The sequence below is a fragment of the Idiomarina sp. 29L genome, from assembly GCF_004123135.1.
Classification (GTDB): Bacteria; Pseudomonadota; Gammaproteobacteria; order Enterobacterales; family Alteromonadaceae; genus Idiomarina.
Window position 1 is genome coordinate 340,548 of record NZ_SDJS01000001.1, and the last position, 16,439, is coordinate 356,986.

Genomic DNA, 16,439 nt, shown 5'->3' on the forward strand with positions numbered 1-16,439 from the left:
AAGAAAGCCTGCTGTGTACTTATTAAAGGCGATCAATAACGGCTTGGGTAAAGTCCGTCGTACCGTGCGAGCCTCCGAGATCACGCGTGGTGCGGTCGCCAGACTCAATAACATCAGCCAAAGCCTTGGTAATTTTCTCAGCTTTGTCAGCCATCCCCAAATACTCCAGCATTTGAATAGAAGCCAGAATAACAGAGCTTGGGTTGGCCAGGTTTTTGCCTGCAATATCTGGCGCGGAGCCGTGTACGGCTTCAAAAATAGCGCAGTCTTTACCGATGTTAGCGCCTGGCGCCATCCCCAAACCACCGACTAAGCCTGCGCAAAGGTCGGATAGTATGTCGCCAAACAGGTTGGTCGTGACAATAACGTCGAACTCTTCCGGGTTCATGACTAGGCGCATACATGCCGCATCGACAATCATCTCGGCGGATTCAATATCCGGGTACTCTTCTGCAATTTCGCGAGCCACTTTCAGGAATAAACCCGACGTTGACTTCAATATATTCGCTTTATGTACTGCCGTTACTTTTTTGCGACCTTCGCGACGTGCGGTTTCGTAGGCAAAACGTACGATACGCTCAGCGCCTTCGCGAGTAATTTTGCTGACGGCTTCGGCTTCGTTACCGTCTTCTGAGACTTTTTGACCCAGACCTGAATACATACCTTCGGTGTTTTCACGAATAGTGATGATATCAATGTTGTCGTAGCGAGCTTGGGTGCCTTTAAATGACAAAACTGGGCGCATATTTGCATAAAGGCCGAAGTGTTTGCGCAAGCTAACGTTAATAGAGGTAAAACCTTCCCCTACTGGCGTTGTAAGGGGACCTTTTAAAGTAACACCGTTACGAGCTATGGCATCAAGCGTATTCTGAGGCAAAAGCTCACCAGTTTTTTCTAAAGCGGTTAAGCCAGCATCTACATATTCGTATTCAAAATCGCAACCTGCTTTATCAAGAATGGCTGTCGCCGATTTTACAATGTCGGGACCAATACCGTCGCCTGGAATAACTGTGATTGTCTTGCTCATTTAAAGAGTTCCTTCAAACCGTGTTACAACTAAATACAGGTAGTGATTCTACCACCCCTGCGGTTTATGTGACTAGAAAAGCATTATTCACTTAGTGAATAGGTGCTATAACGGAGAGTGACAGTGACTCTCAAACGCCGCTATTTTTTGAAACTTCTGCGCGTCACTAGTGGTTGCCGTTAACGCTTCATAACAAGAGTCTAGCAGCTTATGAGCGGGTTCACTTAACGTTGCTTGTGGGTGATACACTTTAAGCGTAAGAAAGTGGGCAACGTAATACAATGCCGTCAGTTTTTTATCGGTTGTTTGCTCTGGATCAAGCAGCGCTTGTGTTTTATTGGGTAACTGCCAACGAGCTGTCAGCTGACGGCTACGTCTAAAGTCTGCCGGGTCTAACGCGGAGCCAACCCAGCTAGTCGAGTAAAAGTGCTCTATGACTGAGACTCTTGGCCATTTAGAAGACTTCAACAACTCGGGGTGGCGAAATAAATCGGACGCTGACAACAGCGCCAATAACGGGGCTGGCGTCGGCAGCTTAATGCCACTGCTTTGGCTGACTGTTTCCAGTAAAGAGCACAATAAGTTAGTGCGTTGCATCAGTGCTTTGTGCAAAGGAATACTATTCTGTGCAAATTGATGCTGCAGGAACGCAGTTGCAAGAATAACCGAGGCACGCTTCGCTCCTAGCCATAAATAAGCTTGTTTGACGCCCATTTTCGCCGCTTCATCGTTGTTAATTCGCTCATTCTCAATAACGGATTGATGGACCGACTGACTTAAGTAGGGGACTTTCCTAATTTGTTGAATGACCGCATTTAGTGAACCAGACGCATTGGCATATTGGTTGATGGCTTTAAGTAAAGGCTTGGGTGTTTGTAAGCCGGGGGCTGGGGCTTTTGCTGTCAGTAAAAAATCCCGGTGTTTAACCAGGGACTCCAGAACCTCTGAATCAATCGCCTCGGCACTTGGCTGCCAATGTGCTAGTTCCTCAGCTCCTACATAAAAAGGCGTGTGGAGTTTATGAGGAAATGCCAGCAAAAACTGATCTTTTTGATAATCCATCAGAATGGCGGAGCGTGATTTTTCAATGTGTTTAAATCGTTGACCAATAAAGTACCGGCAAAAATCGGAGCTTTGCTTCATTAACGGCCAGAATTTGTATCGAAAAACGCTATTCAGGTGGGGGGCGAACTTAACTTCGGGCTTTGAACGCTGTTGTTGTACTGCCGACATAAGGCCAACCCAATGGCGGTAGAACGCAATATCATGTGAGTTAAAGTGCAACGGTTTGAGTGCCTCTAACCACAACGCTTGTCGCAATTGTTTCGCGCGCCAGTAGTCAACGCTTTCCTCAATGCAGCCGCTAAGACAGGCAGCTGCTAATACTCGTCGGTAATGCGTGTGCAGGGCTAACGTCTTACCGAGTTTCAAGGCATTAACGGCATTCGATAAGAACTCAACCAACGGTCTATTATCTACCGCATCAGTGTTAAAGCGAGACTCCGCGTAGCATGGCAGTAGTTCAGGCCAGCGATACTCCTGACACTCTTCGTCAAGTGATTTCACAAATTGATAAAGCTGGCGAATGTCATGCTTGTTCATTAGCCCGTAAGCTTTAGCACAACAATTAGCAAGCTTGTTCATTGCCGCCTCTGTGTATTTTGGAAGTCTCTGTATGAGTCATTGCCCCAGGCAATTAACTCATTATTTTTGAAAACCAGAGGTGTGCATTCGTCTTTGGTGGTAATGCCATCCGATGTGACATGATGGGTTCGATAAAACAGAACCTGCATGTCACCTTCTTCAGACGACTTGGCTTCGTTAATATCAGGGGAGCCAAGCACGCGAATGACACTGTCTTTTGACATGCCTAAATCGAGTTGACCTATTTGACGTGCGTTATAAGTTTCGCGTTCCTGCCATTTAAGATCGGCCGGATCAGCCTGATAAAGCATCAGGACCAATCCGACTATTGCCAGGTAGCTTATAGCTCCAATGGCTAAAATGACAAAAACTTTGTTCTTCATAACGAGCTTAATCGGTAACGACTTTATAGCAAGGATAATACACCGAACCCGGTAATTTCATACGCCCCTGTTCGACGAACGCTTGCAATAATACGTCCAGTCGTTTCATTAACTGGGTTTCGCCGTGAATGGTGAACACACCTTTATCGCGAATACGGCGAATACCGTCATCTTTCACGTTACCGGCAACAATAGCGGAGAAGGCGCGACGTAAGTCGGCGGCTAATTCTTCTTTTGGTTGGTCAGGATGAAGGTTCAGCGCTGCCACATTATCGTGCGTGGGCACAAAAGGACGTTGGAAATTATCGTCAATGAACAGCGTCCAGTTAAAGTAATAAGCATCGCCTGAATCGCGGCGGTATTGTTTTACTGAAGCCATACCAGCGCTCATGTGTTGGGCAACATTGGCTGGATCGGCAATAATAATGCGATACAGCTGACGCGCGTCTTCACCAAGTGTTGCAACAATGAATTCATCCAATGCCTCAAAGTAGTCACGCGAGCTTTCCGGACCCGTCAGGATAACCGGCAGGCTTTGCTGCTGGTTTTTAGGGTGCATAAGAATACCCAGTAGGTAGAGTAACTCTTCGGCCGTACCGGCGCCGCCTGGGAAAATAACAATACCGTGGGCACAGCGAATAAAGGCTTCCAGTCGCTTTTCAATATCCGGTAAAATGACCAGTTCATTGACAATCGGGTTCGGTGGCTCTGCGGCGATAATACCTGGCTCCGTTAGACCTAAGTAGCGACCACTGCGAATTCTTTGCTTGGCATGGCCTATAGTTGCTCCTTTCATTGGGCCTTTCATAGCGCCGGGGCCACAGCCTGTGCAAATATTTAAGCCACGCAGCCCCAGCTGATAGCCCACTTCTTTGGTGTACTTGTATTCGCCTTCGCTGATTGAGTGGCCGCCCCAGCAAACCACCATGTCGGGCTCCTGCATGGCCTGAACGGTACGGGCGTTACGCAGAATATCGAAAACCACATGGGTCAGGGTGGCGCTGTCAGCGCCTTTTAATTCTTCTTCTGAATAGCGTTCGCCGGTAAACAGAATGTCACGAAGGACTGACTCCAGCAGTTCGCGAATACCGACAATAAGTTCACCATCCACAAACGCTTCTTCTGGTGGCTCTATCAGTTCAATTTTGATGCCGCGCTCTTTGCGAATGATATTAACGGAGAAATCTTGATACTTGTCGTAAATTTCGGCACTGCTGTCGGTGTTGCTACCGGCATTCAGGACCGCAAGACAACAGTTTCTGAAAAGTTTATAGAGTTGGCTGTTTGAAGATTTTTTTAATCGTTCTATTTCTAACTGTGACAACAGAGACATCGTGCCTCTGGGAGAAATACTTGCTCTCATTATTATTTAATACTCCTTTACAAATAGTGACCCTTGTCACTTCATATGGCACCTCATCGTTCCTATCCGCCTGATGCCAACTTAACGTTATTTCGTCCGTTTGCTTTTGCCTGATACAGCGCCTTGTCTGCGCGTTCAAAAACGGAAACGGTGGTGTCGCTATTATTGTTAAACGACGCCACACCTGCCGATACAGTAATGCGAATATCGTCAGTTTTAAACTTAAATGGGATATTAGCGACTTTTTCTCGTGCTAATTCCATCTTATCTTTTACTTGATTCTCATCAAGACAAAAGATAATAGCAAATTCTTCACCACCATAGCGACATACAAAGCCATCATTTTTCAATGCTTTGTTCAGCGTGCCCGCAATGACCTGAAGCGTTTTATCACCTGCAATGTGTCCGAAGTTGTCATTTATGTCTTTGAAAAAGTCAACATCGACAATGGCAATTGTTAGCGGTGTTTGACCATTCTGCCAACGAGAAAACTCCATATTAAGTCGCTCTTCAAATGCTGAACGGTTAGGAAGTTTCGTTAGCGAATCCTGTAAGCTACGGAATTTTTGTTGAGCTAACTCACGTTTGTAGCGTTCAACTTCGGCTTCTGTCTCTCTCAGCTTAGCTTCTAGTTCGGTGCTATTTTTCGTGAAGTTTTCGCGCTCTTGGTTTTGCAACAAAATATGCTGTTCTAGAGTTGCCCCTAACTGTTCCAGTCTGCTGCCTACATTTTCTTTTAACTCGAACAGTTCCGAAGCACCGTGCACGCAGTCTGAAATATCGGACACCCCAACCGTGAGTTGTTTGTTCAGCTTACTGCGCTGCTCGGCAAAGTAACCCGATGTACTGACGGTCGTGCCAAGAATATTATTAACAGACTCCAGCGACGCGTTTAACTGCTGTAAGAAGCTCTGTGCCGACTTACGCTCTTCGTTGATACTGGTAAAAATAAGTCGCATGACTTTAAGGCTAATGCCCATGAGCGTGTCGAGGCTTTGCGGTTTCTGCAGAGCCGTTTTAACCTGCTGCAACGCCTCTGCCGAGTTACCACTAAATTCCACTTCACTTAACAGGTCAAATAGTTGGGCTTGATAGTTTTCAACCGGAGCCGTTTCTGCTTTAGCGGTGCTGCTATTCACTGCACACTGGTGCGATAAGTTCAGCAAGCGGTTGACCAATGGCAAGTAATGCATCAGTGCTGTGGTCGGCTTTTCAAACGCCGTGGCGATATTCGCAAACTCTCTTTCGGCCTGTCGTGTTGAGGGGGTGAGCTTCGCCAGAGTCTGTGAAATGGTATCTGTTGTTTGGCGGGTTTGTTGTTGAAACCGAATATTGTAATCAGCAATCGCATCGCTGAGTTTTTCAATTAGCGGGTCCAGTATGGCAGCCGACGCGTTTTGCTGAATTTGACTGCGAAGTTGATGAATAATAGTGTCGAGATCGCTATCTACACCATTAAGCGCCAGACACAACTGATTAACAAACTCAGAATAGCGTTCTGAGTCGCGACGGTAATCGTCCTCGAGTTGTTTTCTGGACTGAATGCTTTGCTGCAACTTTTTGCTTAGGTGCTGCACCTGCTCTTGCGGTGTTTCAGGTATCGACACTACTCACCTTCTTACGTTCACACTGATGGCTTAGGTTAATACGAACCTTAGGATGACAAAGTTTATCGTTTTCTGCATTAAATACTATTCACAGATTGTGGTAGTCTTGCCATTTATTTCCTAACAAAAAAGTCGAAAATAGCGGGGACGTACTGTGCGTATAAGCGTATTAGCATTATCGATTCTATTAACATCTTCTGCGGCGTGGGCAGATACTGAATATAAAATTGATCTCACTCAACCGGAGCACCAGCGAGGGGACGTTAGCATCACTTTTCCCGAAAGTGATGGACCGTTTCTGGATATTAAAATGCCGGCGTGGCGCACGGGCTATTACCGGATTTTAGATTTAGCCAATGGCGTCCGGGAGTTCACGGCTCAAACCGACGGGCAAAGCCTGCGCTGGGAAAAGGTGGATAAAAGTACCTGGCGTATCCATTTACCAAAAGATGCTGGGGAAGTGACCGTTAATTATGAAATTTACGCGGATCAGTTAGGGCGCAGAAGTCGCCACATCGATGACAGTCACGCGTATTTGGATGCTTCTGCAGTGTTTATGTACGCCGATAAGTGGCGCAACGAGCCAGTAACGGTGTCTTTGAATGTGCCGAAAGAGTGGCGCAGCTATTCTGGTATGGAGCGAGAAGGTGAACACCGCTTTTCCGCCGACAATTGGGATGTTCTGGTCGACTCGCCAATAGAAACCGGTATAAATAAGCACTTTGCCTTTGAACAGGACGGCCGTGACTATGAAGTGGTGTTCTGGGGCGAAGGTAACTATGACACTGAGCAAACCGTTGCCGATCTGGAAAAGTTAGTTGCTACCGGCGACTCTATTTGGAGCAGCTATCCTTACGAGCGCTATGTGTTTATGATTCATGCAACCTCTGGTGCCGGTGGTGCTACTGAGCATAAAAACTCGACAATTATTCAGCGCCCACGATATAGCTTCGCGAGCCGTGACGATTACTTGTCGTTTATGTCAACGGCATCACATGAGTTCGTGCATACCTGGAATGTGAAAGCGTATCGCCCCGACGGCTTGGTACCTTATGATTATCAAAAAGAAAACTACACTGATTTATTTTGGATAGCGGAAGGCTCCACCAGTTATTTCCAAAATCATTTGCTGCTGCAGGCAGGCATTATGGAGCCGGACGAATTCTTTGAACGGTTAGCGGGTAGCATTGATCGGCACAAAGCCAAGCCCGGTAGTCAAGTGATGTCGGTTGCAGAAGCTTCGTTTGAAGCCTGGATTGATCAGTATGGAGATCGAGGTCATAACGACTCGGTGAGTATTTACTCTGAAGGTGCTTTAGTTTCCTGGATGCTGGACAGCGCCTTACTTGAATCCACGGATGGCGAAGTCAGTTATCGTGACGTGCATGACGAGCTGTATCAGCGCTTCGACGCTGAGGTACAGGGCTTTAAGGCCAGCGATGTGCTAGCCATACTCAAGGACTTGACCGGAAACTCCTGGCAACAATGGTGGCAAGATAATGTGGAAAGTCCTGCAACCGATATCCCATTTGAAAAAATGCTGAACGATGCGGGCTTAGAATTGGTTTATGAAGAAAGCGAAGAGCCTGAGAATTGGACAGGGTGGCGTGCGTCAAAAGTGGATGGTGGCATGGAATTGACTCGGGTCAGTCGTGGTAGCCCGGCATGGGAAGCCGGTTTTAGGCCGGACGATGTGATTATTGCCTATGACGGACATACGGTAATGCATGGCCGCTTTGATGAAGCGCTTCAGGAATATAAAGCAGGCGATGAAGTTAAAGTTACGTTCTTCCGTCGCAATCAGTTGCATGAGAAAACGCTGAAGCTGGAACAAGCGCCTGCAACAGATGCGTCTATTAAGCCCTTAGAAGGGCCAACAGCAAAACAGCAAGCGCGCTTCTTACAATGGCTACAAATTCCGCACCCGAACGCGTAGTTTCACCAGCAACCGACTACTGACGAGCCATGCGCTGCATTTGCGGCGCTGGCTCAAAGTTAGAGCGGAACGGATTAATGTCCAGTCCGCCCCGTCGTGTGTAACGTGCGTACACACTCAGTTGACTAACCCCCAGAGCGAGTAAGTCCTGAAAGATTCGCTCGACGCATTGTTCATGAAACTCGTTATGCCCCCGAAAAGAAACCAAATAGGCTAATAAGGCCGCTCTATCGATTTTTGGCCCTTGATAATGAATAGAGACTGAGCCCCAGTCAGGTTGATTTGTAATAAGGCAATTGGATTTTAACAGGTGGCTGTGAAGCTGCTCTTCAACCTGTTCCGCATTGTTTTCAAGCTTCAGTAGCTCAGGGCGGTAATCGTAGTGCTCAACTCGGATATCCTGTGAATCGATACACTCGCCTTCGAAATCAGCAATTGATTCATTAGTAACGTAACTTAACGGAGTAAGTCTAACGGATACTGGAGCACCGGCACAGGCGGATAAGTCGTTTTCCATGATATGTTGAACGTTTTCCCAAGTATCGAAGCGGCTATCATTAAAGCTGTTCAAGTACAATTTGAACGATTTTGACTCAACCAAATTAGGGCTTGAAGCGGGCACTTCAAAGTAGCCGATAGCCACTTGTGGTAAGCCGTTAGTATTTAGCCATGAGAGCTCGTACCCGGTCCATTGATCAACACCGTCAAATGGCAGCTTTCCGGTAATACCGATAGGTTCTCGATTCAATGAACGTGGAACCGCCTGCAACTGATTTGCATCATATTGATTGGGGTATTCAGTGTGCTGACCAAGGTTTAAATGGCCGAGAGCATCCTTTTTTGGCATTTGTGTCACTCCATACGTACAATGACGCTATTGTAAAATGTCTGAGTAGGTAGTACCAGATGCAGAACTTAGAAAGTGCTTTAGATGACCTTATTGAACGCTATGTTGAGCAGCTGCCAACTCGTTACACCGAGTACGTTGCCGAATGGGATAGCCCCATTTATGGCTCTGTGATAGATGAAGATACGGTCGAGTGGGCTCCGGTAAAACAGACGTCTCCATTGTCCTTCAATGAATTAGAAAGAGCGCTTGAAATAACCTTTCATGACAGCATAAAAGCGATTTTTGGACGTTGGTTTGCCGGTGACTTATCGTTGGAATACGACGGGCATCCGGTTACTCTGCTGCAAGTGCAAAGCACGGAAGACGGTGAACGCTTATTGGCAAATTTAACCGGTCATATCCTTATGAAGCGCCGCTTAAAGCAACCGGAGACGGTGTTTATTGGTTTAGGTGTTGAAAATGATGACTTACTCGTGTCAATTGATAACGTGACCGGTCAAGTTGGTTTAGAGTGGGTCGGCAAAGAGCAGCATGAATGTCTTGCAGACTCACTGGAGGAGTGGCTGGCTACTTGCCAACCGAAGAGCGAACTTTCTGATATTGAGTGACTCGACAGCCTGTTAAAAAAAGGTTAGCTTGACGTTTATCAAGAATAATTAAGAGGTTGTCTGTAATGCAGGGGCTGACAGAGGCTACAGAGCAGGAAATACAACATGCTAGCGAAAACGCGAGTAGTGACATAAAAGGGGAGTTAACCTATTTGGTCGCTGAAGATTTGAAAATGGCAGCGTCGCTGCTATTTCAAACGTACTACGATGATGCGTTATTACAGAAAATATTTCGTGCCGACAAACCGGATTACGATAAACGCTTGAGAGCGGCCATTCGGGAAGATTTGACGTCGTTTTGGGAGAGTGGACAGCCAATCATCGGTATTCGTGACGGTGGTACATTATTGGGTGTGGCTTGTCTGACCCGGCCCGGGAAAAGCTTTGGCCCTGGACGTTTTTGGCACTGGCGCATTAGCATGCTGATGACGGCTGGTTTTCTAAGCACCAAACAAGTCATGGAAAAAGAGCGCCGTATTCAGGAGGCTATGCCGGACGTGCCTTATCATATGCTGGCCTTTATTGCCGTAGCGCCACAGTATCAACAACAGGGCGTTGGTCATTTACTGGTTGAGGCCGCTAAATCAGCGTTTCAGGAAGATCCTGAATCTCAAGGTGTTGCCGTATTTGTGACCCGCGCCGACTACCAGGCATTTTTCAAAAAGCGTGGCTACCGCCTGCAAGCGCAAATCGCGTTTGAAACACTGCCCGGAGAGTTATTGTTTTACCCGCGGGGGGAGGCTGAGTAATGAGCTACTCGAGCTTTAAAGAGTTTTACCCTTACTATTTACAGGAGCACTCCGACACGCGTTGCCGAGCCTTACATTATATCGGTAGTACCCTGGTACTTATTGTACTCATCTATGCGTTGTTCTCTCAAAACTTTTGGTGGTTGCTTGCGGTACCCGTTATTGGTTATGGCTTTGCCTGGCTGGGTCACTTTATATTCGAGAAAAACAAGCCCGCCACGTTTAAATACCCTTTATACAGCCTGATGGGCGACTGGGTGATGTATAAAGACGCGTGGGTTAAGCTATTGACCGGGCATTCGGAAGGGCGGTAGTTCCACACCGACTAACTTTTGGTTATGCAGAGTTAAGTCGCCTTCATAGCGAGTTTCACCATCACTGGAAAAACCAAGTTTAAAGGTGCTGCGCCAACCAGGCTGGCTGCCTTTAAACGACCAGCGAGTTTTGTCACGCCGAATATCTAAGAACTGTAAGCCTTGTTGTTTGCAATAATATACCGCGTGTTTTTGAGCGCTTTCAGACTGCTGTCGGTGTTGCCAAAACACCCATACTGCAAGCAGTAAAACCAGAAATATTATGACATCGAGTAAACTCATGCGCTTACTGCACCTGCGACTTCAAACGGTTTAGCGCTTGTTGTACTGGCTCCGATAATTGCTGCTGCGCAATCAGAGAAAGTAACTGAGGTCGCACAGTTGGCAGTGCGATGATGTCCTGGAAAAGCGCATCAAATAAGCTCATATCCAGTTTAGCAATAGCGTTGAGGTAGCTATTTAGGGTGGTTGGCTCTGCCAGAACAGTCCATAAACGAGCCGCTATCACGACCAGTTGGTCGGCACTGGCGTTCTCAATCAGTGACGCAATTTGTTTCTGCACTCTTGGCTCATCTGATGTGCTTGCCAGTGCCCTTAACGCGTCTGTTGTGGGCTCTGAATCGTCTGTGTTGATGAGCTCCAGTAACGCGTTGCGTAAGTGCGCGGGTATGGACTGATGCTCGAGTGCTGCGGCCAGAGGCGAACGCACACCGCCGGGATAGCTCGCAAAATGCTCAGCAATAGCCGTACTGATATCGTTGCGTTGCATCAAACGTGCAGCAACATCATGAAGGCCTTGCAGGCCAATATTTTGCCAATCCAGACTATCGTTAGGATTTAGCAGATAGGCTTCTGCTGTTTCAAAATGAATGGAGGGCGATAAGTTATGTTGGCATTGAACGTGAGCGTGCAATGCGGCTCTCTGTGTTTCTGAGGGTGTCAATAAATACGGATTTTGCTGCAACTGCTGTTGTTGCTCCTCGGTAAGCTCGCCGGTAATTTCGTGGCCCAGAGCGTTAATGACATACTCAAGGTATTGATTTCTTGCTGCCAGGTTAAGTAGTCCACGTTCATCTAAAGGAAACTGGAGAAACCATAAATAGGGCGGTTGTTCGGCGCTTTTATGCTGAAACAACACGGCGATTTGTGCCTGGCGAGCAATAGGGTATGGGTAAGGCTGCTGCTGATGTTCTATAGCGTCGAACTGCTCTTGGGAGATCTCGGTCAAGCGGCGACCAATATCAAAGACTTGGTAATCGGTTTGGCCGGCTTTTAGAAAATCACCCAGGGTTGTAATGCTCTGCTCTGCCACAAAAACTCCATTTCACTTGAATTTTGGAACGTATTAAACCACTATTGCGCCATTATAACGATTTATAACCTTATGTGGTAACGGAGTCTGATATGGAGCAGTATCAGAAAGCGGCTCGGCTATTAGACAGGATTGAACGCGAGCTCAACAGTTTAGGTCTTTGGCAGTCACATCAACCGCCGGTTCAGGCATTGGAGAGTCAACAGCCTTTTGCGGTCGACACTCTGGAATTTCATCAGTGGCTGCAATTTATTATGATACCGAGAATGTGGTCATTAATAGACGGGCAACGGCCGCTCCCTGAAAGTACCTCTATCAGCCCAATGGCGGCTCATACCTACCGTAATGAACTGGAACAATACGAACAACTCATCGGCCTTATTCGTGAGTTTGACGTTCTGCTAAGTGGCACAGACCCTTTGCAGGATGATCTCTAATGCGCCCACCTCTGGATATTGTTTATCAGGATAATGATTTAGCCGTCATTAACAAACCCAGCGGTTTACTGGTTCACCGCAGTCGCATAGCGAGCGAGGCCAGAGAGTTTGCTATGCAAATGCTGCGCGACCAAATTGGTCAGCATGTGTACCCGGTTCATCGCCTGGACAGACCAACGTCAGGGCTTTTAATTTTTGCGCTAAGCAGTGAAGTAGCCACGAAAATGTCGGAGAGCTTTGCGACTAACCAAGTGAGTAAACAATACCACGCGGTTGTTCGTGGCTACTTGCCTGACGAAGGTACTGTCGATTACCCGTTAAAAGAAGAGCTCGATAAAATTGCTGACGCGCAGGCCGATCAGAACAAAGAAGCTCAGGACGCTGTCACGCATTTCCGCTGCCTGGAGAAAATAGAGTTACCGTATAAAGTCAGTAAAAAGCACGATACCACACGTTATTCTCTGGTAGAGTTAACTCCTGAAACCGGGCGTAAGCATCAGTTGCGTCGACATATGGCGCATCTTCGCCACCCGATTATTGGTGACACGAACCATGGAGACGGTCGGCATAATCGCTTCTTTAGGGAGCATTTTGACAGTCATCGCTTACTATTAGCGGCAACGGCAGTAGAATTTAAACACCCGGTAAATGGCGAAATGATGTCTCTGACTGCGCCACTTCCGGGTGAGTTTCTTAAAGTCTTTCAGCCAGCCGAAGCCGGCTGAGTTCCTGGTGTTTACTCTGCGCCCCGGAGGAGAGCATTGATTCCCACTTTGGCACGTGTTTTCGCATCAACGCGTTTAACAATAATAGCCGCATATAAGCTGTGAGTGCCGTCAGCGGCTGGTAGTGAACCAGGAACAACAACCGCTCCCGCGGGTACGCGACCGTACAGAATACGGTCATTTTCACGGTCATAAATACGGGTGCTTTGACCAATGTATACGCCCATTGAAATAACGGCACCTTCTTCAACAATAACGCCTTCAACAATCTCAGAACGCGCACCGATAAAGCAGTTATCTTCAATGATGGTTGGGTTTGCCTGCAGTGGCTCTAATACACCACCAATACCGACACCACCGGATAAATGCACATTTTTACCGATTTGCGCGCAAGAACCGACGGTTGCCCAGGTATCGACCATGCTACCTTCACTAACATAGGCACCAATGTTGACATAAGATGGCATGACGACAACATTACGCCCAATGTAAGCGCCTTTACGCACCATGGCGGGCGGTACGACACGCATACCTTCTGCACGGAAACGGGCGCTATCGTAGTCAGCAAACTTAGCAGGTACCTTGTCCCAAAAGCGTGTTTCACCGCCTTCAATTAAGTCATTGTCGTTCAGGCGAAAAGACAACAAAACGGCTTTTTTCAGCCATTGATGAACGACCCATTCACCCGATATCTTTTCGGCAACCCGAAGCTCACCACGATCGATCTCATCGATCACATAGCGTACGGCTTCTCGTAGCTCATCGTCATCGGTATTCGAGTTGATCTGGTCACGCTTGTCAAAAGCATCAATAATTAACTGTTTAATGTGTTCCATTGTTTTAATTTAAAACTCCAAGTCTTCGATAATCTGTTGTTTAAGCGCTTGTTTTTGTTGTTCACCCAGTGACGTATTATCTTCTGACGTGACAATGAACAAATCTTCAGCCTGTTCGCCAATCGTGGTGATTTTAGCCGCCAGCAGGGTCACGTTTTGTTGCTGTAAAATAGCCGCCAGTTTAGCAATAAGTCCCGGTCTGTCTAGTGTTACCAGCTCAAAAGTGGTACGACCCTGATGTTTGCTGGGAATAAAGGATACCTCAGTTTTCACTGAAAAGTTTTTCATTCGGCGTGAAAGCGGGCGATTGGTTTTAGGAACCGGCACTCGTTTGTGCAATACGTCGAGCAGTTGTTGTTTGACCTCTTCAATGCGCTGCGGTTCGGTTAACGGCTTGCCGTCTCGCTGCAGAACAATGAAGGTGTCCATGACAAAACCATCGCGTGTTGCCAGTATCTGGGCGTCTAAAATACTCAGTTGCTGGCTGTCTAAAACCCCGGCAACAGACGCAAATAAATGGCTTTCCTCGTGGTGATAAATGAACAGCTCGGTGGTGCCGTAGTTGTTTTCATCGCCAATGAGGATGAGCGGCAATTGATCCGTCGGTAAATTAAGAATGTGTTGTGAGTGCCAACTAATTTGTTCTGCGGTGTGACGGAAAAAGTAGTCTGCAGTAAAGCGCCCCCAAAGGGCGTTAATGTCACCTTTATCAAAACCGGCACTGAGCAATAGTGCCATAGCGCTGGCTTTGTTTTCTTTTATTTTTTCACGGACATCCAGTGTGGGTTGGCTGCTATCTTGTTGCAGCAAATACGCAGTTGCGTTGTAGAGCTCCTCTAAAAGAGTCGCTTTCCAGTTATTCCACAATGACTGGTTGGTGGCACGAATGTCAGCAACCGTCAGGCAATAGAGAAAGTCCAGCCGTTCAACGGTTTGTACTTGGTTAGCGAACTCCTGAATCACTTCCGGATCATGAATGTCACGCTTTTGGGCGGTGACAGACATGGTTAAGTGGTGACGCACTAACCAGGCAACCAACTCGGCGTCATCTTCGGAATACCCGTGCTGATGACAGAAGTTGCGGGCGTCCATTTCACCAAGCTCGGAATGATCGCCACCACGACCTTTCGCGATATCATGGAATATGCCGGCCAGGTACAAACAGTACTTACGTTCCATTTGCTCGACGATTTTTTCGCATAGCGGGAATTGATCGGCGTATTTTTCGTCGCTGTAACGATATAAATTTCGGACTAAGCGGAACGTGTGTTCATCTACTGTGTATGCGTGGAATAAGTCGAATTGCATTTGTCCGACTATCTGTTGCCACTGTGGTAGGTAACTGGCTAGCACACTGTGGTGATGCATGAGTGAAAAAGCCAATCCGCAACCGCGCTCGTGCTGAATCAACTGATTAAACTTTTCACGACAATCGGGGTGATGGCTCAGTGGCTCGCCAAGCTGCCCGCGGGCGTTGCGAATCAGTCTTATCGTGTTCGAATGAATCCCGGTTATTTGTGGGTACTCGGCAATACAAACGAAAGCGCGAATGAGATTAACTGGGTTATCGAAAACCTCATCGTGACGAGCGGTTAATAGCGTATTTGAAATAGCAAAGTCGCGATCAATGAGCTCGGCATCCTGAAGGTCTTGTGTACCCAGAATGGCCTGATGAAAAAACTGCAGTAGCATTTGGTTAAGTTCACTGACTCGCAGTACGACTTTGAAATAGTCTTTCATCATCGTTTCGACAGACGATTTGCCTTCATTACCGTACCCTAAACGAACGGCGACGCCGGGTTGGAAATCGAACAGTAAGCGGTCTTCGCGTTTTCCCGCTTCAATGTGCAGAGCAAAGCGAATGCGCCAAAGCCAATTCATACAGTCTCGCAGTTCGACGAATTCGTCAGCGGTCATGTAACCGTATTCAACCAGGTTTTCGTCCGAGTGAGTCTGAAAGTGTCGTTTAGCTATCCAACCGATGGTCTGGATATCGCGTAGCCCACCGGGACTCGACTTAATATTGGGTTCGAGGTTATAAGAGGTGCTGTGGTATTGTTGATGGCGCTGCTGTTGCTCGTCCAGCTTAGCTTGATAAAAGTCCCGGCTGCTCCATGGAAAGTCATTGATTAAGTGCTGCTGGAAGTCGTTGAATAATTCGTCTGACCCGGTCAGAAAGCGACTTTCTATCAGGTTGGTCGCAACCGTAATATCCTCAGCCGCTTGCTGAAAGCATTCATCGATAGAGCGAACAGAGTGGCCGATATCGAGATGTAAATCCCAGAGAAAGGTAATCAAACGACTCAGTTTGTCTTCAATCGTATGAAGCCGATTACTGGTGTCATCAATGAGTATTAATAAATCAATATCAGATCCCGGATGAAGGGTCTCACGGCCATAACCACCGACGGCAATTAATGTGGCGGGCTCTTCGGTAAGCTTAAATTGAGCCCACAACTGATTGAGCAGCTGATCAAAAAACGTCGCTCGATGATGGACCAACTCGTCAATGTCGGCGGTGACAAAGCGTGTGGCTGACCAGTTTTGGTAACTGGTCAGCAGCTCTTTATAATCCTTTGTCTGCGGGGTGCTGTCGCGGCTTGGCCAATGGCCGTGAAAATCTTTGTCATTGTCAGCATTGACCATAA

16 protein-coding genes are annotated in these 16,439 nt (G+C 47.3%); 6 read left to right on the forward strand and 10 right to left on the reverse strand.

What is annotated here, in order from left to right:
• Nucleotides 1-22: 22 nt before the first annotated feature.
• The 5 genes from EST55_RS01640 to EST55_RS01660 all read right to left on the reverse strand — a co-directional run bounded on the left by EST55_RS01640 (nt 23) and on the right by EST55_RS01660 (nt 6,024).
• Nucleotides 23-1,027 (reverse strand): isocitrate dehydrogenase, encoded by a 1,005-nt coding sequence (locus EST55_RS01640; RefSeq protein ID WP_088768418.1) that lies wholly within the window; start codon nt 1,025-1,027, stop codon nt 23-25.
• A 105-nt stretch (nt 1,028-1,132) separates the two neighbouring features.
• Nucleotides 1,133-2,671, reverse strand: a complete 1,539-nt coding sequence (locus tag EST55_RS01645) for a hypothetical protein (protein ID WP_129496277.1) — start codon at nt 2,669-2,671, stop codon at nt 1,133-1,135.
• Entirely contained in the window at nt 2,668-3,054 is a 387-nt protein-coding gene (locus EST55_RS01650) for a DUF3192 domain-containing protein (RefSeq protein WP_088768416.1), read from the reverse strand. Before EST55_RS01650 ends, EST55_RS01645 begins: the two co-directional genes overlap by 4 nt.
• Nucleotides 3,055-3,061: 7 nt before the next feature.
• The gene (gene ppnN / locus EST55_RS01655) at nt 3,062-4,417 is read right to left on the reverse strand and encodes a nucleotide 5'-monophosphate nucleosidase PpnN (RefSeq protein WP_100690349.1); all 1,356 of its coding nucleotides are present in this window, start codon (nt 4,415-4,417) and stop codon (nt 3,062-3,064) included.
• A 62-nt stretch (nt 4,418-4,479) separates the two neighbouring features.
• On the reverse strand, nt 4,480-6,024 hold the full coding sequence (locus EST55_RS01660) for a GGDEF domain-containing protein (RefSeq protein WP_129496278.1): 1,545 nt from the start codon (nt 6,022-6,024) through the stop codon (nt 4,480-4,482).
• A gap of 154 nt (nt 6,025-6,178) precedes the next feature.
• Between EST55_RS01660 and EST55_RS01665 the strand changes: the two genes are divergently transcribed.
• Nucleotides 6,179-7,960, forward strand: coding sequence for a PDZ domain-containing protein (locus EST55_RS01665; protein ID WP_129496279.1), 1,782 nt, complete (start codon nt 6,179-6,181; stop codon nt 7,958-7,960).
• A gap of 16 nt (nt 7,961-7,976) precedes the next feature.
• Here EST55_RS01665 and queF read toward each other — a convergent pair whose 3' ends face one another.
• Nucleotides 7,977-8,807, reverse strand: a complete 831-nt coding sequence (gene queF, locus EST55_RS01670) for an NADPH-dependent 7-cyano-7-deazaguanine reductase QueF (RefSeq protein WP_129496280.1) — start codon at nt 8,805-8,807, stop codon at nt 7,977-7,979.
• A gap of 59 nt (nt 8,808-8,866) precedes the next feature.
• Between queF and syd the strand changes: the two genes are divergently transcribed.
• The 3 genes from syd to EST55_RS01685 all read left to right on the forward strand — a co-directional run bounded on the left by syd (nt 8,867) and on the right by EST55_RS01685 (nt 10,481).
• On the forward strand, nt 8,867-9,418 hold the full coding sequence (gene syd / locus EST55_RS01675; protein ID WP_129496281.1) for a SecY-interacting protein: 552 nt from the start codon (nt 8,867-8,869) through the stop codon (nt 9,416-9,418).
• Between the two features lie 65 nt (nt 9,419-9,483).
• Nucleotides 9,484-10,167: a GNAT family N-acetyltransferase gene (locus EST55_RS01680; protein ID WP_129496282.1), complete on the forward strand. Its 684-nt coding sequence runs from the start codon at nt 9,484-9,486 to the stop codon at nt 10,165-10,167.
• Nucleotides 10,167-10,481 carry an Mpo1-like protein gene (locus tag EST55_RS01685; RefSeq protein ID WP_129496283.1) on the forward strand — a complete coding sequence of 105 codons (315 nt, stop codon included), beginning with the start codon at nt 10,167-10,169 and terminating at the stop codon, nt 10,479-10,481. Before EST55_RS01680 ends, EST55_RS01685 begins: the two co-directional genes overlap by 1 nt.
• Here the strand turns inward: EST55_RS01685 and EST55_RS01690 are convergent.
• Entirely contained in the window at nt 10,452-10,763 is a 312-nt protein-coding gene (locus EST55_RS01690; protein WP_129496284.1) for a DUF3301 domain-containing protein, read from the reverse strand. The two genes, EST55_RS01685 and EST55_RS01690, sit on opposite strands and share 30 nt — an antisense overlap.
• A gap of 4 nt (nt 10,764-10,767) precedes the next feature.
• Nucleotides 10,768-11,793, reverse strand: a complete 1,026-nt coding sequence (locus EST55_RS01695) for a DUF3549 family protein (protein ID WP_129496285.1) — start codon at nt 11,791-11,793, stop codon at nt 10,768-10,770.
• A 92-nt stretch (nt 11,794-11,885) separates the two neighbouring features.
• Here EST55_RS01695 and EST55_RS01700 point away from each other — a divergent pair, with 92 nt between their 5' ends.
• Together EST55_RS01700 and truC are read left to right on the forward strand one after the other, a co-directional pair.
• Nucleotides 11,886-12,230 (forward strand): YqcC family protein, encoded by a 345-nt coding sequence (locus tag EST55_RS01700; protein WP_088768406.1) that lies wholly within the window; start codon nt 11,886-11,888, stop codon nt 12,228-12,230.
• On the forward strand, nt 12,230-12,955 hold the full coding sequence (truC, locus tag EST55_RS01705; protein ID WP_129496286.1) for a tRNA pseudouridine(65) synthase TruC: 726 nt from the start codon (nt 12,230-12,232) through the stop codon (nt 12,953-12,955). The genes EST55_RS01700 and truC overlap by 1 nt, the downstream gene beginning before the upstream one ends.
• An 11-nt stretch (nt 12,956-12,966) precedes the next feature.
• Here the strand turns inward: truC and dapD are convergent, their stop codons facing one another.
• Both dapD and glnD read right to left on the reverse strand, forming a co-directional pair.
• Entirely contained in the window at nt 12,967-13,791 is an 825-nt protein-coding gene (gene dapD / locus EST55_RS01710; RefSeq protein WP_100690339.1) for a 2,3,4,5-tetrahydropyridine-2,6-dicarboxylate N-succinyltransferase, read from the reverse strand.
• Nucleotides 13,792-13,800: 9 nt separating this feature from the next.
• The gene (gene glnD, locus EST55_RS01715) at nt 13,801-16,437 is read right to left on the reverse strand and encodes a [protein-PII] uridylyltransferase (protein WP_129496287.1); all 2,637 of its coding nucleotides are present in this window, start codon (nt 16,435-16,437) and stop codon (nt 13,801-13,803) included.
• Nucleotides 16,438-16,439: the final 2 nt, after the last annotated feature.